The sequence below is a fragment of the Chryseobacterium sp. FR054 genome (assembly GCF_056844565.1).
Genome location: NZ_JBXDSA010000002.1, coordinates 690,750 through 717,028, shown reverse-complemented (window position 1 = coordinate 717,028; position 26,279 = coordinate 690,750). Strand labels below are relative to the sequence as shown.

At 39.9% G+C, this 26,279-nt stretch carries 22 protein-coding genes; 12 read left to right on the top strand and 10 right to left on the bottom strand.

Annotated elements, in window-relative coordinates; genetic code table 11:
* Positions 1 to 95: 95 nt before the first annotated feature.
* From AC106S_RS10600 to AC106S_RS10570, 7 genes are all read right to left on the bottom strand, one after another.
* Positions 96 to 1,103 (bottom strand): vWA domain-containing protein, encoded by a 1,008-nt coding sequence (locus AC106S_RS10600; protein WP_482439039.1) that lies wholly within the window; start codon positions 1,101 to 1,103, stop codon positions 96 to 98.
* Positions 1,103 to 2,095: a VWA domain-containing protein gene (locus tag AC106S_RS10595; protein WP_482439038.1), complete on the bottom strand. Its 993-nt coding sequence runs from the start codon at positions 2,093 to 2,095 to the stop codon at positions 1,103 to 1,105. The genes AC106S_RS10600 and AC106S_RS10595 overlap by 1 nt, the downstream gene beginning before the upstream one ends.
* A complete protein-coding gene (locus AC106S_RS10590) occupies positions 2,088 to 2,984 on the bottom strand; it encodes a BatD family protein (protein ID WP_482439037.1) in 897 nt (298 codons plus the stop codon). The genes AC106S_RS10595 and AC106S_RS10590 overlap by 8 nt, the downstream gene beginning before the upstream one ends.
* Positions 2,985 to 3,061: 77 nt before the next feature.
* On the bottom strand, positions 3,062 to 3,925 hold the full coding sequence (locus tag AC106S_RS10585; protein ID WP_482439575.1) for a DUF58 domain-containing protein: 864 nt from the start codon (positions 3,923 to 3,925) through the stop codon (positions 3,062 to 3,064).
* A gap of 47 nt (positions 3,926 to 3,972) precedes the next feature.
* Complete coding sequence (locus AC106S_RS10580) at positions 3,973 to 4,431, bottom strand: GNAT family N-acetyltransferase (RefSeq protein ID WP_482439036.1); 459 nt, start codon at positions 4,429 to 4,431, stop codon at positions 3,973 to 3,975.
* A complete protein-coding gene (locus tag AC106S_RS10575; protein ID WP_482439035.1) occupies positions 4,431 to 5,435 on the bottom strand; it encodes an AAA family ATPase in 1,005 nt (334 codons plus the stop codon). The genes AC106S_RS10580 and AC106S_RS10575 overlap by 1 nt, the downstream gene beginning before the upstream one ends.
* 561 nt (positions 5,436 to 5,996) lie before the next feature.
* A complete protein-coding gene (locus tag AC106S_RS10570) occupies positions 5,997 to 7,289 on the bottom strand; it encodes a hypothetical protein (protein ID WP_482439034.1) in 1,293 nt (430 codons plus the stop codon).
* A 281-nt stretch (positions 7,290 to 7,570) separates the two neighbouring features.
* On the opposite strand from AC106S_RS10570, the gene AC106S_RS10565 reads away from it, so the two are divergent.
* The 7 genes from AC106S_RS10565 to AC106S_RS10535 all read left to right on the top strand — a co-directional run bounded on the left by AC106S_RS10565 (position 7,571) and on the right by AC106S_RS10535 (position 15,844).
* Positions 7,571 to 8,908 carry a peptide-N-glycosidase F-related protein gene (locus AC106S_RS10565; protein ID WP_482439033.1) on the top strand — a complete coding sequence of 446 codons (1,338 nt, stop codon included), beginning with the start codon at positions 7,571 to 7,573 and terminating at the stop codon, positions 8,906 to 8,908.
* Positions 8,909 to 9,170: 262 nt separating this feature from the next.
* Entirely contained in the window at positions 9,171 to 9,644 is a 474-nt protein-coding gene (locus AC106S_RS10560) for a DinB family protein (protein WP_153399211.1), read from the top strand.
* Positions 9,645 to 9,759: 115 nt separating this feature from the next.
* Positions 9,760 to 10,506 carry a 23S rRNA (guanosine(2251)-2'-O)-methyltransferase RlmB gene (gene rlmB / locus AC106S_RS10555; RefSeq protein ID WP_482439032.1) on the top strand — a complete coding sequence of 249 codons (747 nt, stop codon included), beginning with the start codon at positions 9,760 to 9,762 and terminating at the stop codon, positions 10,504 to 10,506.
* Positions 10,507 to 10,558: 52 nt separating this feature from the next.
* A complete protein-coding gene (locus AC106S_RS10550) occupies positions 10,559 to 11,602 on the top strand; it encodes a DUF6263 family protein (protein WP_482439031.1) in 1,044 nt (347 codons plus the stop codon).
* Positions 11,603 to 11,721: 119 nt separating this feature from the next.
* Positions 11,722 to 11,952 carry a hypothetical protein gene (locus AC106S_RS10545; protein ID WP_482439030.1) on the top strand — a complete coding sequence of 77 codons (231 nt, stop codon included), beginning with the start codon at positions 11,722 to 11,724 and terminating at the stop codon, positions 11,950 to 11,952.
* A 31-nt stretch (positions 11,953 to 11,983) separates the two neighbouring features.
* On the top strand, positions 11,984 to 14,524 hold the full coding sequence (locus tag AC106S_RS10540; protein ID WP_482439029.1) for a YfhO family protein: 2,541 nt from the start codon (positions 11,984 to 11,986) through the stop codon (positions 14,522 to 14,524).
* A gap of 33 nt (positions 14,525 to 14,557) precedes the next feature.
* Positions 14,558 to 15,844: a glycosyltransferase family protein gene (locus AC106S_RS10535; RefSeq protein ID WP_482439028.1), complete on the top strand. Its 1,287-nt coding sequence runs from the start codon at positions 14,558 to 14,560 to the stop codon at positions 15,842 to 15,844.
* 363 nt (positions 15,845 to 16,207) lie between these two features.
* Here AC106S_RS10535 and AC106S_RS10530 read toward each other — a convergent pair whose 3' ends face one another.
* Positions 16,208 to 16,846 (bottom strand): hypothetical protein, encoded by a 639-nt coding sequence (locus AC106S_RS10530; protein WP_482439027.1) that lies wholly within the window; start codon positions 16,844 to 16,846, stop codon positions 16,208 to 16,210.
* A 230-nt stretch (positions 16,847 to 17,076) separates the two neighbouring features.
* Here AC106S_RS10530 and AC106S_RS10525 point away from each other — a divergent pair, with 230 nt between their 5' ends.
* A complete protein-coding gene (locus AC106S_RS10525) occupies positions 17,077 to 18,042 on the top strand; it encodes a YpdA family putative bacillithiol disulfide reductase (RefSeq protein WP_482439026.1) in 966 nt (321 codons plus the stop codon).
* Between the two features lie 76 nt (positions 18,043 to 18,118).
* Here AC106S_RS10525 and AC106S_RS10520 read toward each other — a convergent pair whose 3' ends face one another.
* On the bottom strand, positions 18,119 to 19,348 hold the full coding sequence (locus AC106S_RS10520) for an MFS transporter (protein WP_482439025.1): 1,230 nt from the start codon (positions 19,346 to 19,348) through the stop codon (positions 18,119 to 18,121).
* A 283-nt stretch (positions 19,349 to 19,631) separates the two neighbouring features.
* On the opposite strand from AC106S_RS10520, the gene AC106S_RS10515 reads away from it, so the two are divergent.
* The gene (locus AC106S_RS10515) at positions 19,632 to 20,507 is read left to right on the top strand and encodes a helix-turn-helix domain-containing protein (protein WP_482439024.1); all 876 of its coding nucleotides are present in this window, start codon (positions 19,632 to 19,634) and stop codon (positions 20,505 to 20,507) included.
* Between the two features lie 90 nt (positions 20,508 to 20,597).
* Positions 20,598 to 22,538 (top strand): oleate hydratase, encoded by a 1,941-nt coding sequence (locus AC106S_RS10510; protein ID WP_482439023.1) that lies wholly within the window; start codon positions 20,598 to 20,600, stop codon positions 22,536 to 22,538.
* Between the two features lie 120 nt (positions 22,539 to 22,658).
* On the opposite strand, the gene AC106S_RS10505 is transcribed toward AC106S_RS10510, so the two are convergent.
* A complete protein-coding gene (locus AC106S_RS10505; protein ID WP_482439022.1) occupies positions 22,659 to 24,332 on the bottom strand; it encodes a glutamine--tRNA ligase/YqeY domain fusion protein in 1,674 nt (557 codons plus the stop codon).
* 153 nt (positions 24,333 to 24,485) lie between these two features.
* Here AC106S_RS10505 and AC106S_RS10500 point away from each other — a divergent pair, with 153 nt between their 5' ends.
* Positions 24,486 to 25,616, top strand: coding sequence for an alpha/beta hydrolase (locus tag AC106S_RS10500; RefSeq protein ID WP_482439021.1), 1,131 nt, complete (start codon positions 24,486 to 24,488; stop codon positions 25,614 to 25,616).
* Positions 25,617 to 26,102: 486 nt separating this feature from the next.
* On the top strand, positions 26,103 to 26,270 hold the full coding sequence (locus AC106S_RS10495; RefSeq protein ID WP_482439020.1) for a bacteriocin-like protein: 168 nt from the start codon (positions 26,103 to 26,105) through the stop codon (positions 26,268 to 26,270).
* Positions 26,271 to 26,279: the final 9 nt, after the last annotated feature.

The window sequence follows — 26,279 nt, the reverse complement described above, 5'->3', positions numbered from 1 at the left end:
CAAAATTATTTCTTTATATGTTAATAAACAGGTCTGTATTTGTTAAAATTCGGTTAAAGTGCTTATTTAAAATCCTGATCACCAAGCGGGAGAAACTATACATTAAGATCCCTTTTCGGATTCAGCATATAAATTAAAAAGAAAAAGAAAATAGATACGGCAAGAAAATACTGATAATAATGAATGGCGTTCTGGGAATGAACCAGAGTTTCTGAAAATGAAGTATTTTTGCTTAAAGCGTCAATAATTTTATCAGGTGCTTCATTCACATTATTTCCGTCGATATATTCTCCCCCCGTAGATCCAGCCATCTTCCTAAGAGCTTCGGTCTGCCTTTTGGAAATCACCGTAGCCCCGTCCATATCTGTTTTATACCCCATCAATTGTCCGTAAACATATTCCGGAACCGGACCTCCTTCATCTGTCCCTATTCCTACCGAAGTTATACTGATTCCTTCTTTATTGGCCAGCCTGATGGCTGCGTTATCATTTCCTTCGTTATCTTCACCGTCACTCAGCAGGATTACCCTTCTGGAACCTTTGCTTACATTCTGAAATTTATCCGCCGCAGCTTTCATTCCTTTCAGAAAATCAGTTCCCTGAATCTTCATAGAATTTGTTTCAATGGCACTCACGTATGTTTCTGCTGAAGTGTAATCTGTGGTGAGAGGCATAATAGAAACGGCTTCTCCGGCAAAGATCACGATCCCTACCCTGTCGCTCTTCATCTTCTTCATGGTATTGATCATCAGTATCTTGGCTTCATCCAGACGGCTGGGATCAATATCTTCCGCATTCATAGAATTGGAAACATCCAGCATAAAGATCACATTATTAAGTCTCTGATTGGATTTTACTTCCTCTGATCCCTTCAGCAGATCAATTATGGAAAATATCAGGAAAAGAATTCCCAGCAGGTATAACACCGGAAAAAACTTTGTAAATCCGGATTTTTTTTCAAATAAACTGTCATGGAATTTAGAGTCTGCAAAAACCTCTTTTCTTTTATTTTTCCATTTCAGAAAACGGATCAGAAAAAATGCCAGCAGCGGCAGGAGCATCAGCAGCAATAAAAACCAGTAATTTCCCAAGGACCAACTCATCAGCTTAAAAATTTATATAGAACCCATCTCAGGAGCGCATCGAAGAACAACATTCCCAACGCTATCCAAAGGAAAATTTTAAAATATTCATCATAATTATACAGTCTGGAGATCTTAATATCGGATTTCTCCAACTGGTTGATCTCATCATATACTTCTTCCAGGCTGCTGTTTGAAGTAGCCCTGAAATATTTCCCTCCGGTAGTCTGTGCGACTTCCCTCAGCGTGTTTTCGTCAATCGTTACTTCCGTTTCGGTAAAGATCAGATCTCCGAATATATCCTGTGCAGTAGGCATCAGTGCATACCCGTTGGTCCCTATTCCGATGGCATATACCTTAATATGATTATTCCTGGCGAGTTCTGCTGCTACCTGTGGAGGAATCGCATTCTGGATATTGCTTACCCCATCGGTCATCAGGATGACGATTTTACTTTTGGCTTTGCTTTTGGAAAGGTGGCTGACTGCAACGGAAAGCCCTTCTCCAATGGCTGTTCCCGCTTCAAGACCGGCAGAATTAAGATTTTTAATTTCATCAATTACCACCTGATGATCTGAAGTCACCGGTACTTTGGTAAAAGCTTCAGCGGCATAGGCTACCACACCAATCCTGTCGTTAGGACGTTTTTTAACAAACCTCACGGCAATATCTTTCAGTGCGGTTATACGGTCCGGATTAAGATCTTTGGCCAGCATACTGAGCGACACATCTATTGACAGCATAATGTCTACTCCTTTGGTATCATCACGGTCCTGCGATACGGTAAAGGTTCTCGGCCTTGCCATTGCAATGATGAGGGCGGTAAGAATAATATACTTTGATATTGTAAGCCAAAAAAGCACCGCACGGATTCCTCCGCTACCTTCCATATTCCGGATGGTAGGTACTTTTATGCCTTTCTTTTTCTGTGTACCGGCATCTTTAATAAAAAGAGGAATGAACAGCAGGAACAGCAGCAGAAACCACGGACTGTAAAATTCAAAATTAAACATCCTTTCTTAAATTTTCGAATTCCAGATCTTTTGAAGATCTTTTCACAAAGTCTCTGATGTCGCTGAAATCTTTTTCCATAGTTACCTGATCAGGAAAAGTTTTGGCAAATTTCACAAGATCTCCTCTTAAAAATACCTCTTCCACTATTTTTTCGTTTTCCTGTGAAATGGTGTTATTCTTTTTCATCACTTCAATAAGGTCGTCTGTAAGAAGAACCTCCGCAGGTAAATGATACTGTTTCGTGATAAATGTTCTGGATATCTCGATCAGTTCTACATAGAACGAGCGGAAATCTCCGTCTTCAATATATTTTTTCTTCTTTAAAGAATCCAGTTCTTTCAGAGTCTGATTGGTTGCTACCACAGGTGAGCTTTTCGTCTTTCTTCCCCATTTGAGGATCATAATAACAGCAATAATCAGTGCAATAACTGCTAAAGCTGCCAGAATATAGAATTTGTAGAGTTCCCAGTAATCTTTGGGCTCAAGCTTTACTTCTTTATTCTTCATGATATCGTTGATCTGGTCTGCCTTCTGGGCGGTATTGATCACGTCGATCTCATAGGGAATAGTCTTCAGCACCCGACCGTCTACGCTGAACTCCAGCTCCGGAATCTGAAATTTCCCTTCTTCATAAACAGAAAATTCTATCTTCCTTTCATAGGAGTTCTGGTTCTGCCCGATACTGTCTTTTATTTCTTCGAAATGAAAAGGAAGCAGTTCATTTTTAGGCGCCGAATTCACCTGTTTCCCGTTCAGGTTATCGATTTTAACGATGAAACGGTTGATCTCTCCCAAAGCAATCGTTTTCTTTTCCAGATTGGACGAAAGTATCTGTGAAAAAGCATTTCCACAGATTAAAAGAGACAGTATAAATAGTATTTTTCTCAATTTTATATCGTAATCATTTCGGCCGGAGCCTTTATTTTATATTCTTTTAAAAGATAAGATCTTTCCCGCAATATTGCTTACTTCTTCTGAAAATAATTGTACAGTAATCTGGAATAATCCGACCCGGTACCTATGTTCATGAAGCTGGCCGAGCTGTTGGCAAAATCTTCTTCCAACGCCTTTACCTTCTGTTTCTGAGCTTCAGCAAAGGTATACCTCCATCTTGCACTGGAAGTATTGGCCCAGACCTGCCGGCCTGTTTCGGCATCGTACAGAAGTGCATAGCCAACATCGGGGATCTCATTATCTTTTTCGTCATAAATTCTCATTCCCAGCATCTGGTGTTTTTTGGATGCCACCCTCAGCATTTTGGAATCATATTCATCCTCAAAATCTGAAAACAGAAAAACCAGGGATTTTCTCTTGAAAATTCCCATCATATATTCCAGTGCTTTATCGATTTGGGATACCGCCGGAACGTAATCAGCCGTCAGGATATTACTGATAATGGAGAGAATATGCTTTCTCCCTTTCTGCGGCGGGATTACCCTGTACACTTTGTCTGCAAAGAGAATCAATCCTACTTTATCATTATTTCCGGCAGCAGAAAACCCGAGACTTGCTGCAATTTCCGCTACATATTCCCTTTTCAGCTGTACTTTGGTTCCGTAATCCATAGAAGCGGAAATATCTACCAGAATCATCATGGTAAGTTCTCTCTCCTCTTCCATTACCTTTACAAAAGGTTCCCGGAAACGCGCGGTCTTGTTCCAGTCTATCCTGCGGATCTCATCTCCGAACTGGTATGGCCGCACCTCTGAAAATGTCATTCCCTGGCCTTTGAAAGCACTGTGATACTGCCCCATAAGTGAAGCCTCCGTCTTTTTTCTGGTACGGATCTCAATCTGCTTTACTTTTTTTACAATATCTTTTATTTCCATCATTACTAAACGGTACGTTGTAAATCCTTTATTTTAAGGTGTATATCCTAATTTTTGAATTCAATTGAAACATTAAACCATTCATCATCAAATTTCGGGCTGTATTTTTTATAAAAATTGATGGCCGGCTCATTCCAGTTCAGTACCTGAAAAACCATTCCGCTGTACGGGCCGGATTTGCCGTATTCCAGCGTGGCATCAAACAGCATTTTCCCGATCTGTTTTCCTCTCATTTTCTCTGTTACTACGAGGTCTTCAAGATACAGCCTTCTTCCTTTCCAGGTTGAAAAACGGTCATAATAAAGAGAAATCCCAACGATTTCACCGGCTGTTTCCGCTACAAAAGCTCCCCATACAGGAGATTCTCCAAAACCGTCATTAATAAATTCATCCAGCGTTAAAGTCACTTCATGAAGTGCTTTTTCATATTCGGCAAGTTCTCTGATCAGCTCCAGCATAGGAGCACAGTCTTCCCGGGTTGCTTTTCTTACAGTCACTTCGCTCATTAAGGTGCCTGAATTTTTGCCAGTATTCTGCTAACGATTTCTTCAGAAGAAATTTCTTCCGCTTCAGCCTCAAAGGTAAGACCAATCCTGTGTCTCAGGACATCCTGTGCGAGTGCTTTCACATCTTCAGGAATGACAAAGGCTCTTCCTTTTAAGAATGCATAAGCCCTGGATGCGATAGCCAGGTTGATCGATGCTCTTGGGGAAGCTCCGAAACCGATATAATTTTTAAGTTCAGAAAGTCCGTATTTTTCAGGATAACGTGTTGCAAAGACCATATCCAGGATATACTTTTCAATTTTCTCATCCAGATAGATCTGGTTGATCAGTTCTTTGGCATCTACAATATCCTGAAGGCCAATTACCGGTTTTATCACCGGCTGATGAGAGGTAGAAACCATCCTCATAACGGTTCGCTCATGCTCGAAATCAGGATAATCGATTTTACATTTCAGCATAAAACGATCGCTCTGTGCTTCCGGCAGCAGATACGTTCCTTCCTGATCAATAGGGTTCTGGGTAGCCAGTACCAGAAACGGCTTGGGCAGTTTCATGGTTTCATCACCAATGGTTACCTGCTTTTCCTGCATTACTTCCAGGAGTGCCGATTGTACTTTTGCCGGAGCACGGTTGATCTCATCCGCCAGTACAAAATTGGCAAAAACAGGACCTTTCTTGATGGAAAAATCGTTGTCTTTAATATTATAGATCATCGTTCCCACTACATCTGCCGGTAGCAGGTCGGGGGTAAACTGTATCCTTGAAAACTCACCATGAACAGCTTCGGCCAGGGTTTTGATCGCCAGGGTCTTTGCCAGTCCCGGCACCCCTTCCAAAAGAACATGCCCGTTCCCCAAAAGACCCACCAAAAGGCGGTCCACCATATATTCCTGTCCAATGATAACTTTGTTGATTTCCTGTCTCAGAAGAGAAAATAAGTAGTTTTTTTCTTTTACTTTTTCCGTCAGCTGGCGGATGTCTTCAGCTTGATATGTATCTGACATAGCTTGATTTAAAATAATTGGTAAATTTCTGATAAATACACGCAGTAATCAACACAATGAATGCCATTTTTGAGTTAAAGTTTGTTAAATATTCCGAAGAACCTCCACCGAACCATTGAATTTTGTCTAATGAAATTCACGCAGACCAACTAAAAACCTCTTACAGCCGTTACATTTTTTAACCCCGATCCGGGATAAGAGTTTCTTATTGATACCAACCTGAAACAGGAAGCTGAAGGAGAGAAGTTATGAGACCCACCCATAACAAGCGTTCATTTTTTTAAGATAATATAATCTTACGGTGATTTTCAGTATCTGTACCTGAAAGTACTTCCAGACTCTTTCTTACCTCCCAAGCCCTTCACCCCGGATCATTAACCCGGATCATATTTAGATAAGCAGCTTTGCGAGAACAGGCATCATTTAAGCAGGCATACGAATCAGCTGAAAATAAAATAACCGGACTGAAAAAAGCCGGTCATTTTTATTATTCATAAATAAAAAATCCAGATTCAGATGCCATGATCAGTCACTACCCATCATATGCAACATGGTCTGTTTTTAAATTTTCACCATGGTTATGGTAAATACATCCTCAGACACATCTTCTGTTTCTTCATAGGAGCCTATGTTGATATAATATTCAACTCCGGCAGTTGTTGTAAGGGTAACCACTTCCGTACCGCCCGCTCCGCCATTATCAACCGTCCCCACACAGGTCAGGCCGGCACAGCTTCCTCTGTAAAAACCCATCTGCGGATCAAACGTACTGCCCTGAGGCATTGTTATTCTAATTGTATATTTATTGCCGTCTCCTATAAGTTTGAACCAGACACCGTCATTCATAGCATCGGAGCACACCTGTATGAACCCACCGTTATTAGTGGCTGACACCGCATCGGTCTGGGTGTAGGTATAAGGAAAAACAGAGGCCAGCAAAGCCCCGGAACACGCATCATTTACCGGTACCGCCGGAATTTTAAAAGCGATATCCGAACAGCCGGAAGATTCAGCACCTGCTGAAACAGCTGTAACTCTTAAATAATAATCAACATTCTGCTGTAATGCAACAGACGGAGAATAATTTGCAGACGTTACCACCTGCTGATTAATGACATTGGCACCTCCGGGAGTTGTTCCTAAAGAAACCTTATAGGAATCAGCTCCTGAAACCGGAAGCCATTTGATATTGGGAGATAACGGAACAGACTGAGAGTTATTCACCGGAAAGGTTACAACAGGGCATGGCGGTGTAGTCTTCGGGCTAAGTCCTAAAACAGTAACTGCCGATTTATAATCTGCCATTATGCCGCCGGGCGGAGATGCAGGATCAATCACTGCAAGATCTCCTTTGTAATAAAGGACTGAAGCCGGAAGATAGGGATAAACACGGAAAACTTCATCAAAATTATTGATATCAATATTGGGAGAGTTTTCTTTTGCAGCGATTACTAAATTATCTGTATTATTATAAGGAAACGGTGTCGTAAAAACAATATTTACCGTTCCGTTATTATTGGTTACCGTTCCGGCAAATACCTGAGTAAGCTGTGAAGAAGGGATCCAGTCTGCGCCTGAAGCAAAAGTCATTTTTGAGGTATGTCCCAGATATACCGTCCAATCGGAGGAATCGGTAATGGTTGCCGACGGATCCAGATAAAATGTAAGCCCTGTAATATTTCCGGCAGCAGTGGCATTAAGTTCCTGTTTAAGATAAACCTGCTGAACATAGGAATAGGAAAAAAAACTGCTTACCGGTGCCGTGCCAACATTTGTACTTCCAATATTCATATTGATCTGAGCGTTCAATACAGAAACGATCAGCAACAATGATAAAAGTAAAATTCTTTTCATAATTAATTAAATTGACATTGGATTTGATGCTAATTTAATCATAATATTTCAAATTTTATAAATAAAAACAACAATTAAAGCAAATAAATTAACAATTTAAACAATTACTCAACTTAATATTTATCAAATTAAACATTTTTGCTTTTTCAGTAAAAAAAATGCACTTTTACGCAGGTTTATTTTACACATTTCACAAATAAACAGTTTTAATTTTAAAAATTAAATAATAAAAAGCACATACAAACACATAATTTAATATATTTGTATCAAACACCAACGATATGTACAAAAAGCTATTTTTTTTAAGCGTTTTTTTTACGGGTCTTGTACAATCACAGACAACAAGGACTAATGTTATCTCCCAGGCAGTTTATTATGACGGTTATGCCCCCCTGGTGTCCGAGCCGGTTCCTCCGGGACTGATCAGACTGTCGAATGCCAGATACACCAGGAAACTTACCGATGCAGAACTCGATTCTTTTAAAAAAAAGATTGCCATGCGGGTAACCATTGGAGCCTTATGTGATAATTACGACAGGATAGGAAGTGTTTATTTAGCTATGGTTCCTAAAAACCAGCCTACTTATACTGAAAGTGACACCAATGTAAAAAGAATTGAAGTAGCCAGATACATTACACCGTTTATGAATAAGAACCTCTCCCCTGCAGAAGTTCCTTATACCTATAACCTGAGCAACCTGTATGATGTATTTCATGACAGCACCCTGCGGAGCACTTATGATCTTTATATGGAACTGGATGTTTTTGGCGTTCCCTATGCTGCCCAGACCCAGGTTGCAGGATGTTCCGGAAGAACTGATGTTTTTTCCGGAACCCTTACTTTCTTTTCAACAGACACCGGCGCACCCGCTCCGGCAGGATACAATAATCTGGTACCTTTACTAAGCAGCAATTCGCTTAACAATTACAACAACACCGATGTTCCCGGCGAAACCGTAAGAATTGTCACGTTCAATCTTCCCAACCCCGTTACCGATGCCCGATTTTTCGTTATATCCACTCCTCATGGAGCAAACAATGGTGGTGAAGAATATGTAAGAAGACAAAACTACACCTATGTGGACGATGTGCAGATGCTCACCTATACTCCCGGAGGAATTTCCTGTGAACCATTCAGGGTATACAATACCCAGGGGAACGGTATTTATGGAGCCTCTCCCCAAACAACAGCACAGTGGACCTCATGGAATAACTGGTGCCCCGGAAATTCCGTACCCATCAGAAGTTTTACCATCCCTACTATGACTGCCGGCAGCCATACTCTTAAACATACGGTTCCGACTGCTGTTTTCAACCAACAGCAGGGAGATATCTTTTTATCGGTATATATCCAGAATAAAAACAGCGGAGCACTGGACGTGAAAGATATTAAAACAACAGATGTAAGCATATACCCGAATCCAACTTCAGACTTTGTTACCGTAAGATCAAAAACAGACGCAGCTTCATTAACCCTCTTCAGTATGGATGGTAAAAAATTATCTGAAAGCCGCGGACAAAACTCTGTTGACCTATCATCTTACCCTAAAGGTGTTTACCTGCTGAATATCGTTCTGAAAGACGGAACCCGTTTCAAACATAAAATCATCAGAAAATAATTTTTCATGCTGCCAGCCCCTACCGGAATAAAGCAGCATTCAAAGATTACCTAACCTAAAAAAACAGAAGCTCCTTCCGACTGTTCCCGAAGGGAGTTTTTTTTCGTAGAGCTACCCATACCTTTTCGGTCTTGCCTTCAAAAAACGAACAGTAATTAACATATTTTTTCAGGATTTAAGAACTTTTAATTCAATCATTACACCAAAAAATTGTCATTTCCAGTTTATTAAACTATTTTTGGAGATTAAAAATTTTTGCAAAATGAATTATCATTTTCAAGCCCACAGACAAGTAAGAAAGAACCTTTTGGAGATCCTTCAGAACACGTCTCATGATGATCTTCTGCTGATTCCCGACGGTTTCAACAATAATATTTACTGGAATATTGCCCATACGGTTGCTACGCAGCAGCTCCTGCATTATTACCTGAGCGGAAATCCTTTCAGAATAGATAAATACTGGATTGAAACGTACAAAAAAGGAACTCTTCCCAATTTAAATGTTCAGAAATCGGAAGTAGAAGATCTGGAATTCCTGCTTACAGAAACATCAAAGATACTGATGAAAGACTATGACAGTGATTTTTTTTCTGATTATACTCCCTATACCACCAGTTTCGGGATGGATCTGAAAAGCATACAGGATGCAATCATCTTCAACAATATGCATGAAAGCCTTCATTACGGATATGTAATGGCACAGAAGAGGGCTATTTTGGGCGAGAAAGGAAGATAGTGAATTATGCTTCGCAGGTCAATGGTCAAATGTCAATTCTACATTAAAGCCCTACTGACTTACCAAGTAAAATTCACCATTAACAACTCACTATATAATTAATTAATAAACTTTAATGAAAGACGATTTTATTTTCGGGCTGCGTCCCGTAATTGAAGCAATTGAAGCGGGAAAAACGATTGACAAGATCTTTGTGCAGAATGCACTTCAGGGTCCTATTTATGCTGAGCTGAAAGCAGTTTTGGCCAAAAATAAAATCCGTCCCAATTATGTTCCGGTAGAAAAGCTGAACCGATTTACCAGAAAAAACCACCAGGGGGTGGTAGCTTTTATTTCAGATGTTCCTTTTCATAAGATAGAAGATGTTGTTCCACAGTTATTTGAAGAAGGGAAAACTCCTTTTTTACTGATTCTGGACAGACTTACCGATGTAAGAAACTTCGGAGCGATCTGCAGAACGGCAGAATGTGTAGGCGTAGATGCAGTGATCATTCCTGAAAAAGGGGCAGCCCCTATCAACTCCGATGCGATTAAAACTTCGGCGGGAGCCATTTATAATATCAAAATCTGTAAGGAAGCCAATCTGGCTCATGCCGTAGACTTTCTTCAGCAGAGCGGGATTTCAGTATTTGCAGCGACTGAAAAAGCACAAAAACTGATCTATGATGTAAATTTCACCGAGCCGTGTGCCCTTGTTATGGGAAATGAAGAAACCGGGATTTCCAAAGAAGTCCTGCATCACTCGGATGAAAAAATAAAACTTCCTATTGAAGGGAAAACACAGTCTCTGAATGTTTCTGTTGCCTGCGGAGCGATCTTATACGAAGCTGTAAGACAGAAAATGACAACGGTACAGATTTAGCATGTTTCTTCCCCGAAAAAATAAAAGCGTAGTAAAATTTAAAAAAATTCAAATGAAAAACGTAGCAGCACTGGCATTAATATCATCAATAGCTCTTGTTTCATGTAAAAAAGAAACAGCAACCATCACTAAGGTAGATCCTAAAACCGGAAAAACAGTAACCATAGAAGTTCCGGCTGACTCTGTGGCCAAAGTAACTGAAAATCCAGCCATTAAAGATTCCGCAGGAGTTTTCACACAGACCTTCAAGCTGGAAAAAGGAAAAACATATCCTCTTACCACGTACCAGAGAGATGTAAAAACGATGACCGATCCCCAGGGAAAATCAATCACAGCTACCAGCGAATCTACCGACGAAATGAACTTCATTGTGAATGATGTAAAAGGGAATGTATATGATATGACCCTTAACCTGGTATCCAAAAGAAGCTCACAGACTGCTCAGGGAAAAACTATTGTAGTAGATACCAAGCTTCCGATCCCGAAAGAAGATGATCTTAAAATGATCTGGAATATCAATAAAGCCCTTACCGGAAACAAACTGAATATGAAGATGGATGACAAAGGGAATGTACTTTCCATTACAGGTTTTGATGCCGTTTATAAAAAAGTATCCGATGCCGCGGGAACACTTCTAAAAGATGCCAACCAGAAAGCAAGTGTGGTAGCCAGCCTTAAAGAAACATTCAATGAAAAGGTATTAAAAGACCAGTTTACCAAAAACCTCACCATTATTCCGAAAAAAGGAGTTAAGATTGGTGAAAAATGGACGACTTCTGAAGATGCAGGCGGAAATATCAAAGTAACTTCGAACTATATTCTGAAAAGTGTAGGAAACGGAACAGCTGAAATTTCAGTAACCGGAGGAATTCCTAAAAAAACAGAAAAGAAAACACAGGGACCGATCACCCACAGCCTGAGCAGCGAGCTTACCCAAAACGGGACGATCAAGTTCGACCAAAGCTCAGGATGGATCAACAATCAGAATATCAGTGTGAAAACCTCTCAGGTCGAGACCATTTCAGATGGTAAACAGTCTCAGTCGATGAGTAATGTTTCCAACTCTTCTGTAATGGTAAATCCTACTTCCAAATAATTAAATAACGGAGTAAATAAGTTTGAGGCATTGGGAGTCTGAGAAATTGAAGATGCTGTAAAAGTACCTTCATCAAACAACTTGAAACTTTAAATGTAAAACCTTAAATATCATTTATTATGCTAAAGATTCTTGAGCTGGTACTTATTGCAATTGTTCTCTTCTTTGTATGGAATATTCTGAAAAGGATTTTCTTTAAAACCTTTTACAGTTACAGGTTCAGCAACAATGAAAATAACAGCTCACAGCAGGAGATCATCAACCTGAATAAAAAATCCGGACAGAGCGTCAGTTGGGACGCAGAAACAGTGGATTATGAAGAGGTAAAAGAAAATAATGACAAAAGGTAAAAATTCCAAGAAATAAAAGATAATAACCAGCATGGCTAAAAATAAAAACTTAATTTATATTGCAATTTCATTAGTTGTATTTATAGTTTTAGCATTTTTATATTCCACTCCTGTTTTTTCAGGAAAACAGCTCTTCCAGCATGATATTGTGCAGTACAGAGGGGGAGCAAAAGAACTTCTGGATTACAGAGCTGATACCGGAAAAGAAACCTACTGGAGTGATTCCATGTTTGGCGGAATGCCAACCTATCAGATGGGAAGCCAGTTCAAAGGCGACATCATCAAACAGATCGACAGGTACCTGAACTTCCTTCCCAGGCCGGTTAATTATCTGTTCCTGCTTTTCGCCGGATTCTTCTTTCTTGGAATGGTGGCCGTCAGAAACTGGAAATATGCGCTCCTCGGAGCCACTTTCTTCGGACTTTCCACCTATTTTTACATTATTATAGCAGCCGGACATAACGGTAAAGTGAACACCATTGAGTATTTCGCGCCGCTTCTGGCCGGAATTTTACTGGTTTACATCAGGAAACAGTATATCTGGGGATTCATTGCCACTACCCTGTTTATGGGGCTTCAGATCGCGGCCAATCACCCTCAGATGACCTATTATCTGTTCATTGCTTTAGGATTTTTATTCCTGTCCGAACTGACCAGAGTGATCCTGAAGAAAACCCCGTTAAAGCATTTCCTTATTTCGTCCGGAATTGTTGCAGCCTCCTGCATCATTGGTGTGGGAATGAACTCACAAAGGATCATGGCCAATTCTGAATATATTAAGGAAACAGTTCGTGGAAAACAGATTTTGACCAACGACAGCCATACTTCAGGAAAATCAGGAATGGACAAAACCAGCATTCTGATGTGGAGTTATGGGAAGCTGGAAACCCTTAATCTTTTTATCCCGAGATTAATGGGAGGAGGAAGCCAGGAGCCTGAAGGAAAAGAAATCATGAACAGAGTTCAGGAGCTTATCCAGGAGAATGTAGGGTCACAGGCTGAAATGGACAGAATTTCCAAAGGGTTCAACGGGGTAACCTACTGGGGAGACCAGCCGGGAACTTCAGGGCCGGCCTATCAGGGTGCAGTGGTATGCTTCCTCGCTCTTTTAGGATTCTTCTTTGCTTCGAAAAAATACAGATACTGGATCTTAAAAGCTTCTATCCTTACGATTTTACTGGCCTGGGGAAGTAATTTCCTGCCTTTATCCGATTTCTTTATAGATCATGTCCCTTTTTACAGCAAGTTCAGAGCACCGTCTTCTATACTGGTGGTGGTAGAATTATTATTCCCTCTGATTGCCATAATCGGACTTTACAGATTCTTTACGGATGAGAAATTAACGGAAGAATACAAAAAGAAAATCCTTCTTTACGTAAGTGGCAGCACTTTAGGTCTGATTCTTATCCTTTTAATCTTCGGAAAATCCCTGCTTGGATTCACTACGGAAAGTGAAAGAACCTACTTTCCTCCTTTCCTTCTGGATTATCTTTCCGGTGAAAGATATAAGTTATTCAGAGCAGATGCCTTAAAAGCACTGGTGTATGTAGGAATTACAGCAGCTGTCCTGTTTATGACCATGAAGCAGAAGCTTAATCAGAATATTGCACTCATCATTATCGGAGTGGTAAGTTTATTTGATCTGTGGACGGTAAACAAACGTTATCTGAACGACGAGAACTATGTAGACAAGGTTTTTGCTGAAAATCCGTTCCAGACAGAAAGCTCAGACCTGCTGGCTGAAAAGGTTCAGCAGAATCCGAATTTAGGATCCATCCTGAGCAGTGTGAATGTGAACAAAACCCTTGAGACCATTGCTGAAAAAGATAAAACCCATTACAGAATTTTCAACAATATTTTAGGAACATTCAGTGAGACCAATACCTCTTATTTCAAATCTTCCATCGGAGGTTACCACGCGGTAAAACTGAGAAGATATGACGATGTGATCAATGAATACTTTCAGGTAATGGATTCGGTAAAAGTTCCGAATATCCTTAACCTTCTTAATGCCAAATACTGGGTGGTAGGCGGACCTGAAGAACCTCAGGCTATGCCGAACGCAAAAGCCAACGGAAATGCATGGTTTGTAAGTGACCTTAAATTTGTGAATACCCCTGATGAAGAGATCAAATCCATTGGAGTGATCGACAGCAAAAAAACGGCTGTTATTGCTGCTTCCGACAAGGAGTACTTCAACGGAAAACAGATTCAGGCAGATTCCACTGCATTTATCAATCTTACGAAATATCAGCCGAATGAACTTGAATTTAAAGCTGAATCAAAAACACCTCAGCTGGCGGTTTTCTCCGAAATCTATTACCCTCATGGCTGGAAAGTTTTTGTAGACGAAAAAGAAGTTCCTTATATCAAAGCCGATTATCTTTTACGTGCAGTACACGTTCCGGCAGGAAAACACCAGATCAGAATGGTTTTTGAGCCTGAAGTAATCGAAAAAGGAAAATGGCTTTCATTACTGTGTTTCGGACTGTTTATCGCGCTGAGTGCATTCGGAATTTTCTGGATGAATAAAAATAAAAAACAGGAAGAACAGGCTGTAAAAACGGTTTAATATTCAAAGTTTAAGGTTTACTGTTCAAAATTAATGGAACCAAAGAAAATACTGATCATCACCTATTACTGGCCTCCCGCGGGAGGTCCTGGTGTTCAGAGGTGGCTGAAGTTTGCCAAATATCTTCCGGATTTCGGCTGGAATCCGGTGATTTACACTCCGGAAAATCCAAGCTATCCTCTGGTAGACGAAAGCCTTCTGAAAGATGTTCCCCAAAACATTGAGATGGTAAAAACCAAGATATGGGAACCTTACCAGCTGGCTGAAAAACTTAACAAAAGCAACAAAAAATTCAAAGCCGGGCAATTCGATGTCGGTAAAAACCAAACTTGGAAATCCAGGCTTTCCATCTGGGTAAGAGGTAACTTTTTTATTCCGGATGCCAGGGTATTCTGGGTGAAACCTTCCATTAAATTTCTGGAACAGTATTTAAAAGAAAATAAAATAGATGTTGTAGTCACTTCCGGACCACCACATTCCCTGCACCTGATCGGTTTAGGGCTGAAAAAGAAACTTCCCGGTATCAAGTGGATCGCTGATTTCCGTGATCCGTGGACAGAGATTTCCTATTATAAACATCTGAAACTCACCAAAAGTTCCGACAGAAAACACAGACTTCTTGAAAGTACTGTTTTTAAGACCGCAGATATCACTCTTGCCACCAGCTATACAGATGCTGAAAACTTCAGAAAAGCAGGTGCTAATGCTGTATGCATCACGAACGGATTTGATGAAACAGACAGTACAAAAAAAATCAGTGAAACGGGCAGTGAGAATTTCACCTTAAGTTACATCGGTGTTCTTGAACAGCTCCGGAATCCCGAAAACCTCTGGAAATCACTGACCACACTGGTTAAGGAAAATCCGGAATTTGCCCGAAACTTTACACTGAAGTTTGCGGGAAGAGTAGATGACAGGATCCTTCAGAACCTTGAATCCGGCGAACTGAAAAATCATATCCTGAATCTCGGTTATCTGTCTCACGACAAAGCGGTAGCGGAAATGGAAAAATCCTCTTTACTGCTGATTACGAATTTTCCGAATGAGTCTTCGAAAGGAATTATCCCGGGAAAAATATTTGAATACCTTGCTTCCGGAAAACAGATCATATCTTTCGGCCCTGAAGACGCAGACGTTTCCAGGATTCTGAATGAAACCGGTGCAGGAAAACATTTCAGCTATCATGATTCTGAAAGGGTAAAAAATTTCATCCTTGAAAAGTTTGAACTGTGGAAACAGGGCAATCTTTCCGACAATACCCGGAATATTGAACAGTTCTCCAGAAGAAACCTTACCGGAAAACTGGCTGAAATATTATAATTGAAACAGAGATAAATGCCGCAAGCTGGGATGGCTTTAGTTATAGACATTGAAAGCCGCTACAAAATAATGCAAAGTTGATGAATAATTCCGCTTTATTTTAAGTGGACAGGTGATGCGACTTTGTCGCTGATGAAGCTATATGGTTATACGTAAGCTTCATTGAATCGGCTCCGTTGATTCTTATCTTTACCTCCTAAAATCAACATTGCCTATAAATGTGCCTTTGCTTTAGAAAAACCTGTAATCAGTACACAATCTTTCACGGAAAATTTTCAGCATCAATGTTCACAAGCTTTAAAAAGACGTGAATTTATGATTAATGACCTCCATAACTTCGTTCTTCCAGCTTCCTCTTCTAAATTAAATAGTCCACTGGTCATTCACAACCCCTACCAGATAATATTTTCCCTGGAATTCTTCCCATACCAGACGGATCGTTTTCCAGTCCATTTCTCCGTTTTTCTCCGTTCCTTTGATATAGTTTTCGGTAAAATCGTTACCGGTATAGATTTCTTTCAGATTATTCAGTGAATTTCCGCCAGCCTGAAACCTGTTCACAGAGTACTGAGAGACTGTATAATCTTTAGAGAAAACCCATTTGGAAAGATAATCATTGATTGTTGCTTTATACGGATCTCCGGAACCATCCATTGCGCCCCAGGTAAACAGGGTTTTTGTAGGCAAAAACTTCTCAAAGTCGGCTTTGGAAAACAGTTTATCTCCTTTCGGCTCTACCATTGCATACATTGAAAAACGGATGCCTTTTTCCGGATGGATATAGGAGGCAAAAGCTTTGTAGTCTTTATTTTTCAAAGCCAGCAACACTTCATCGTTAGCTTTCTTTAAAGCTAAAGTATCTGTTTTATGTTGGGCAGCTTCCTTATTTTTCTCCTGTGCCACCGCCATAGAATCGATAACGTTTGGGACCGGCTTTTCAGGCGTTTTTTTACAGGCAACAGCCAGACCGGTAATCAATATTGGAATAATCAGTTTCTTCATAATGTATTGATTTTAATCATAAAAAACACCAAAACCAGTGCCAGAATAAATATCAATCTGACCCTATATCACAAAATATCCCCCTATCCACCCTCTCTCCGTCTACCATCTCTCCATCTATTATCTATCATCTATCATCTATCATCTATTCGTCTATTATCTATATCTCCCTCTATTATTATCTATGCCCCTTATCCCTCCGTTTTCCATTAAACCCGTACCTTTGTTTTATGGAAATCTTAGACATCCTTATTATCGGAGGCGGTCCTATCGGACTGAACTGTGCGCTTGAAGCCCAAAAAAATGATCTTACCTGTCTTGTTATAGAAAAAGGCACCATCGTCAACTCACTCTACCACTATCCTTTATATATGCGTTTCTTTTCAACGGCAGAAAAACTGGAAATAGACGGAATTCCTTTTATTTCCACAGCTCCCAAGCCGGGCAGGCAGGAAGCGCTTGAGTACTATCAGGGCATTGCCAGACAGAGAAACATCAACATTCATCTGTATGAAAAGGTATTGAAAGTTTCCAAAATTGACGGCTTATTTGAAATAATTACGTCAAAAGCTTCCTACCGGGCAAAAAACGTTGTTATTGCCACCGGATTCTATGACATTCCGAATATGATGAATATTCCCGGTGAACATCTTCCTAAAGTAAAGCATTATTATACGGAGCCTTATCCTTACGCCCGTCAGAAAGTAACCGTTGTGGGTTCCAGCAATTCCGCAGTAGATGCTGCACTGGAAACCTACCGTAAGGGCGCTGATGTTACGATGATCATCCGTCATTCGGAAATTTCCGGCAGTGTAAAATACTGGGTAAAGCCTGATATTGAGAACCGTATTGCCGAAGGAAGCATTAAAGCTTATTTTAATTCAGAGATCACAGAAATTACTGAAAACACGGTATGTTTTAGGGATAAACAGGGGGAGATTCATGAGATTGAAAATGACTTTGTACTCGCCATGACCGGCTATCTTCCGGATTTTGATTTTCTGCGAAACACAGGAATCGAACTGCAGGGCGACTGCCTGAATCCTCTTTATCATCCCGAAACGATGGAAACCAATATCAAAAACCTTTATCTTGCCGGCGTAGTATGCGGTGGTAAAGATACCCATCTCTGGTTTATAGAGAATTCAAGAATTCATGCGGAAATGATCATAAGAAATGTAATCTCCAATAAATAAGCCTGCTTAAGGATTTAAAAATCAAAAAGGATTTAAAATAAAACTTTTGAGCCTTGTTTTAATAATTACAAAACTTTTATAATTTAATTTCTTTTTTCACTTTCAGCATCCACGGAACAATAAAATAAAATGCTATGGCAATACCCAGAGAAAGCACTCCGGTTCCTATCCAGAGTATAGTGAATCCCAGCTTATCTGCAATCAGCGTTCCTATATAAGGGGTAAAGATAAAGGCTAAAGAGAATGAGATTCCGTTGAGCCCCATATAAGCTCCTTTATTATTTTCTCCCGAACGCATGGCTGTTATGGTAGACATAAAAGGAAGCGTCCATATTTCACCGATACAGAGAAGTGTCATAGAAACGATGAGTGTAATTATGGTATAATCGAATGCCAGCATTGCATAAGAAATTCCGCACAGAAAAGTACCGAGAAGCATGGTAAAGGCCAGGCTGAAATATTTTTCTGCGATCTGCACAAATCCCATTTCAAGCAAGACGATCAGAAAGCCGCTGTATCCCAGAATATATCCGATATTCTGCTGGCTCAGATGGGCGGTATCTTTATAAAATATGGTCAGTGTACTGAATAACTGGAAAAAACACATAGAAAAGAGCATACAGAAAAAACAGTAAATGAGAAATTTACGGTCGCGGTACGGCGAATTTTCTTTTTTAACGGCAATCGTTTCTTTTGCTTTTTCAGTTTCTTTTACGGCCAGTTTATTCCGTTTTTTGAAAAACGTAATATACAGTATTCCGGCCAATAACGCTGCCAGTGCATTACTGAAGAACAGGAATTCATAAGAAATCGCGGATAAAATTCCTCCCAGAGCAGGGCCGATGGAAAATCCAAGATTTACCGCCATCCTGTTCAGTGAAAAAGCACGGGTAATATTTTCCGGTCTGGCATACTTCGTTATCGCTACGGAATTGGCAGGACGGAACATTTCGCTCACGATACTCTGAGCCAGAATAATGGCAGCAAGTCCTGCTTCTGTCTTAAAAAGCGGGATCACGCAGAATAAAGGCACACTGAGCAGCAGACTGAGACTCTGTACCCTGTATTCGCCGATCTTATCCGTTATCATACCTCCCAGCCAGGACCCCAGCACAGATCCTATTCCGAAAAAGCTCAGCACGATACCTGAATTTTCAATACTGAAATGAAGATGGGCCGTCATATAGACTCCTAAAAACGGAAGCACCATAGAACCCGCACGGTTAATAAGCATCACCAGTGCCAGCATCCAGCTCTCTTCCGAAAGCCCTTTGAAAGAACTCGTATATACACTTATTAATTTCATGATGGTGCAGGGGAAAAATTTAAAAAGGCAAAATTAGCCAAAATCCCTCAAAAATACTGGTATCGTAAGGTTTTTTTATCAATCAAAGAGATAAAAATATACTATTAACTTACCCTCAGGATTGAAAAAATTAAGATCCGGAGGCCGGAAAATATTTTATCCCCTGATAATTCATCATAATTGATTTATATAAATTTATAATTTTCGTAAATTGCAGTAATTGTTAGATTTTAATTCTAAACTTTTATATAAACATTTAAAATCCGACAAAATCACACCACACATGATCAGCTACGAAAATTTACAGGATACCCTTTCTTTTTATCATATAGACTGCCGTGAATCCTATTATATTTCATCCGGCAATCCCGTATCCGGTTTTCCCGAAACTTCTTTCCGTATCGATTATTATGCTTTGTGCATCTGTACCGGAGGCAATGCGGATCTCGAAATTGACAACCGGAAATATCACGTCAATGCCACCAGTTTACTGGTTGCCGCTCCTTCCACCATTGTGAGATTTCTGAAAACCAGCAGCAATTTTAAAATGAAACTGCTGTTCTTTGATAAGAATTTCCTGATCAAAAATATATCCAATCCTTTTATTATTGAGAAAATGAACCTCTTTTCCGAAGGTTCATACAGTCTGGTAAAAACAACAGAGAAAAATTCCCTTCAGATTCAGAACCTGCTGGACTATCTGAAAAAGAAATCAAGAAAACAGGGAAAATTTACAGAAGAAATTGTTCGTACCATAATTTTTAACCTGCTGCTGGAAACGGCAGAGATCATAGATAAAGAACATGATATTCCCGAAAAAGAGGAATGCAATAAGGATGTTTATCTCAGGTTCAGCCGGCTGATCAGAGAAAATATAAGACAGCAGAGAAGTGTACAGTTTTATGCCGATCAGCTGTTTATTTCCCGGAAATACCTGATTGAGATCATCAAAAAAGCCAGTGGAAAAACGCCGCACGAAGTAATTGACGAAACGCTGCTGAAGGAAGCCTATGTGATGCTTGGTAATCCGGCTGTCAATATTTCTGAAATTGCCTTTCAGCTCAAGTTTAATTCAGCATCTGCTTTTGGCCGTTTTTTCAAAAAATATACTTCCATATCCCCCTCTGAATACAGAATCAGGGAAAATATCAGATCCTGAGAATTTGGGGATAATAAATCTGACATTAGGGATATACCCTGAATTCTGAATAGCGGTACCTTTATACTGTTCATTAAAAACAATATAAAAATGAGTACGATCAATTCAAAATTCGACAAAGTTTTAAGTACTTCCGAGCAGTTTGGAAAAGTAAATCATGAACCGGATTCCAGCCGGGAGGTTCAGATCAACACGCCTGAGAAGACCATGCCTTTTTCAGATCAGATCGGAAATTACCAGCGTAATAAAGGAATTCCTTTACAATCTTATGAAAACAGTAAAATTTATATTATAGGAAGCGGAATTGCAGGAATGTCGGCAGCTTACTATTTCATCCGTGACGGTCGTGTTCCCGGAAAAAATATTATTTTCCTCGATCAGCTGGACGTGGAAGGCGGTTCACTGGACGGAGCCGGAAATGCAAAAGACGGCTACATCATCCGGGGAGGTAGAGAAATGGATATGACCTATGAAAACCTGTGGGATATGTTCCAGGACATTCCCGCTCTGGAACTTCCTGCTCCATACAGTGTTTTAGACGAATACCGCCTGATCAATGATAACGACCCGAATTATTCCAAAGCCAGACTTATCCACAACCAGGGACAGATCAAGGATTTCAGTAAATTCGGGCTTGAAAAGAAAGACCAGCTGGCTATCGTTAAACTTTTACTTAAAAAGAAGGAAGAGCTGGATGATCTTACGATTGAAGATTATTTCGCAGAATCTTTTCTTAACAGTAATTTCTGGTTTTTCTGGCGTTCCATGTTTGCCTTCGAAAACTGGCACAGCTTACTGGAACTGAAACTGTATATGCACAGATTCCTGCACGCCATCGACGGAATGAAGGATTTCTCATGTCTTGTGTTCCCTAAATACAATCAATACGACACGTACGTTACACCTTTAAAGAACTTCCTGATAGAAAAAGGGGTACAGATTCAGTTCAACACCCTGGTAAAAGATCTGGATATTCATATCAATACGGAAGGAAAGACCGTGGAAGGCATTATCACGGAACAGGATGGAAAAGAAGTGAAAATTCCAGTAGGAAAAGAAGATTATGTGATTGTAACAACAGGTTCCATGACGGAAAGTACATTCTATGGCGATAATAATACCGCTCCGGAAATTACTCTCGACAACAGCAGTACCGGACAAAGTGCAGGATGGAAGTTATGGAAAAACCTGGCTGCCAAATCAGAGGTCTTCGGAAAGCCTGAAAAGTTCTGCAGCAACATTGAAAAATCGGCCTGGGAATCTGCCACGCTTACCTGCCGCCCTTCTGCCTTCACTGAAAAATTAAAGGAATTATGTGTGAATGATCCTTATTCCGGGAAAACGGCAACGGGAGGGATTATTACGATTACAGACTCCAACTGGGTAATGAGCTTTACCTGCAACAGGCAGCCCCATTTCCCTACTCAGCCTGATGATATCCTGGTGGTGTGGGTATATGCCCTTCTGATGGATCAACAGGGGAATTATGTAAAGAAAACGATGCCGCAGTGTACAGGAAATGAGATCCTTGCCGAGCTATGCTACCATCTTGGTATGGCAGATCAGCTGGATAACGTGATTGAAAACACAATTGTACGCACGTCTTTCATGCCCTATATTACGTCTATGTTTATGCCGAGAGCACAGGGAGACCGTCCGAGAGTGGTACCTGAAGGATGTAGCAATTTAGGTCTTGTAGGACAGTTCGTGGAAACCAATAATGATGTGGTCTTCACTATGGAAAGTTCTGTAAGAACGGCAAGAATAGCGGTATACAGCCTTTTGAACCTCAACAAACAGGTTCCTGATATTAATCCGCTTCAGTACGATATCCGCCATCTGCTGAAAGCAACCCAGGCCCTGAATGATTACAAACCTTTCTTAGGAGAAGGTATTTTAAGAAAAATATTAAAAGGAACCTATTTTGAACATATCCTGGTGAACCGTCCTGAAGAAAAAGAAGAACATGAATCCTTCTTTATGGAACAGGTAGGCAGATTTCAGGAATGGATCAAAGGAGTGAAAGGATAAAGACCGGAAGCTGGAAGAAAGAAGCTGGAAAATTTACTCTTCAGGCTTCAAATCCAGTCTCATCATTAAAAAAGCAGGATCTGTTACAGGTCCTGCTTTCTTTATTATTTTGCGCTAAAATTATTCCGGTTTGTAAGAATCCTTTAGCGTTACCGTACGGTTGAATACCATCTTTTCCTCCGTAGAATCCTGATCTTTGGTAAAGTATCCTATTCTCTGGAACTGAAGCGGTTCGCCCACAGCCACATCTTTTAATCCCGGTTCAGCAAATCCTTTCACTGTAATTACCGATTCAGGATTGATGAAATTAAGGAAATCCACATCTTTCTCAGCATCCGGCTGTTCAACAGTGAACAGTTGGTTGTAAATCCTTACATCCACCGGAAGTGCATGTTTTGCAGACACCCAGTGCAGTGTACCTTTTACTTTTCTTAAACTTTCTTCTGTTCCGCTTCCTGATTTGCTCTTCTCATCATAGGTAGCATAGATCGTTGTGATCTCGCCGTTTTCATCCTTCTCTACTCTTTCCGCTTTGATGATGTAAGCTGATTTCAGACGTACTTCTCCGCCTAATTTCAGTCTGAAGAATTTATTGTTGGCTTCTTCTTTGAAGTCTTCTCTTTCAATATAAAGCTCTCTTGAGAACGGAACTTCTCTTGTTCCTGCTCCCTCCTGCTCGGGATTGTTTTCGGTTTCCAGCCATTCTTCCCGGCCTTCAGGATAGTTTTCAATCACCAGTTTTACAGGATCTACGACAGCCATTACACGCTTAGCCACTTTATTAAGGTCTTCACGCACACAGAAGTCCAGAAGCTGAATTTCAATCAGGTTTTCTCTTTTCGCAACTCCTACTTTTTCGATGAAATTTCTGATAGAAACAGGAGTAAATCCTTTTCTTCTCATCCCTGAAATGGTAGGCATTCTGGGATCATCCCATCCTGTTACCACTCCTTCAGCTACCAATCTTTGTAACTTTCTTTTGGAAGTAATCATATAGGAAACATTCATCCTTGCAAATTCTCTTTGCTTGTTTTTAACCTTTCCTTCTTCGTACACCTGATCTAAATACCAGTTATACAAAGGTCTGTGGTTTTCAAACTCCAAAGAACAAAGCGAGTGCGAAATTTGCTCAATATAATCAGATTCACCATGAGCCCAGTCGTACATCGGATAAATTTTCCAGGCCGTACCTGTCCTGTGGTGAGGCTTATTCAAAATTCTGTACATCACAGGGTCACGCATATTCATATTAGGTGAAACCATATCGATTTTTGCACGAAGAGACATTGAACCGCTTTCAAATTCTCCGTTTTTCATTCTTTCGAATAAATCTAAAGATTCTTCTACAGGACGGTTTCTGTATGGAGATTCAATTCCCGGTTCTGCAGGATTTTTTCTTTGCTCGGTAATCACTTCGGAAGGCTGCTCATCTACATAAGCTTTTCCGTCTTTGATCATTTGTACGGCCCACTCATAAAGCTGCTGGAAGTAGTCGGATGCATACAGTTCTTTATCCCATTTGAAACCCAGCCATTCAACGTCTTTTTTAATAGAATCCACGAATTCCTGTTCTTCTTTTTCAGGGTTCGTATCGTCGAAACGAAGGTTTACGGGAGCATTGTATTTTTCGCCCAGACCAAAGTTGATGCAGATGGCTTTTGTATGCCCTACATGCAGATATCCATTCGGTTCAGGGGGAAAACGGAAACGGATCTGATCTCTTTTAAGACCGTTTGCCAGATCATCTTCAATAATTTGCTCAATAAAATTGAGTGATTTTTTTTCTTCTTCCATTAAAATTAGCTTTTACTTTTATGTAAAAAAGTTTTACAAAGTTACGGAAAATTTAGGGTTTACGGAAATGATAATTTTAAGACCGGATTGATGCTAATTCAGTATTTTTCATTAATTTAGATAAAAAACTAAACCGTTTATAAATTTCTGACCATGGCAGTTTATATCCTAAGCAACCGGAAGATCATCCGTCATAAAGGGGAAAGAGTGGATTCTTTTTCCAATGATGAATATTCTATTCCCAATTTCAGGATCGCAAAATGTGATTTTGAGGGGTATAAAGAGCCTACTGCCGCCGCAAAGAAGAAAAAAGACTATACCAACCGGAATATCCTGAACTACCGGTTATTTTCAGAGCCTGAAAAGCAGGGATATCAGGAGGTGCTGGATGTTCTTCTCAGTGAAAAAGGCATTAAAAAATCTACGCTTACAGCCGGTAATCTGGGAGGAACCCAAAGAATGTTCTATGAACTGTATAAAAATATGTCTTCTACCAAAGACAGAAGTGATGTAATGATTTTTATTCACGGGTATGCCTATGATTTTGATGATGAACTGAAGGCAATTATTGACCTGAAAAAACTATTCATTGATGATCCGGAATCTCCCGTAGAACACATCCTGTTTGTAAGCTGGCCGGCTTCGGGCAGTATTGTTCCGCTGACTTACTTTGATGATAAGGCTTCCAGTATTAATTCAGGAACTTCCCTGATGAGGCTTTTTTATTTTTACACCCAGTTTTTAAAGGATATATTTTCCAACCGGGATCTTGTTCCCTGCAACCAGAGAATCCACCTGGTGACCCACTCTATGGGAAACAGGGTTCTTCAAAGTATGCTGTACAGCCTTAAACAAGAAAATATCCTCCGGGTGATTGATCAGGTTCTGCTTCTGAATGCTGATGTGTCGTATAAAGTTTTTGAAGATTCAGAAAATTCATTCAATAAACTGCCGCTGCTTGCCAACCGGGTTTCCATTTATCTGAACAGACAGGATGTAATTCTGGGCATTTCACAGTTTACCAAAAATATTCTTACCCCGAGACTGGGGAAAAACGGACCAAGTGATATTGAAAAATTCAGGGATATTGTTTCTGTCATCGACTGTACTTTTGTAAAGGACGACCTGAAAAGCAGCCTGAAGTTTGATATTGGAAATCACTGGGGCTACCTCTCCAGTTCACAGGTTCAGAACGATATTTTCCAGAATCTTTACGGAATTGACCGGAATCTTATCAATGGCAGAGTAAAAAATAACGAAAATATTTTCACAATTATTTCTTAACGATTAATTAAACAGGACCATGAAATGAATCATATGTTAAATTTCACAACAGCTATATAATTGGCACAGAGATTGTAAATTTTCATTAAACAGAGAAATACAAATTGAATCATCATGAAAAGAATTAAAACCCGCTTTTCTTATTTATTGAGATATATTAAGAAAGCAATTTTCGTAAAAGATGTGATTTAAAAGAATGACTAATCCATAAATTAAAGATTATCCGATCCTAAAACTACTTTACCTTAATTATAAATCCAATTTAAAATTCCTACAAAATAATTGCAGGAGTTAATTTGCATATTGGGTATTTCAGAAGCTATATCCTTCTATACATTTCTATACCTCACGCTAAAACCTAACAGGTCTCAAAGACCTGTTAGGTTTAGAACAATACCAAAGACTTTATTATTTTGAATGGTTTAAGTCTTGCCTATGTGAAAAATCTTTTCGATATTTACTTTCCAATCCATTAAAATATTCATTATGAAAAATCTGAAAAAACTCAACAGAGGAGAATTGAGAACAATCAAAGGAGGAATTATTCCTATGGGATGCAACATATGGGACGGAAGGAACAGATGCTGCCGGGAATGGTCTGCTGAATACTGCAACCAACGCACCTGCCCGGATGCACCTCCTCCGTTTTGCTAGTTAATTTCC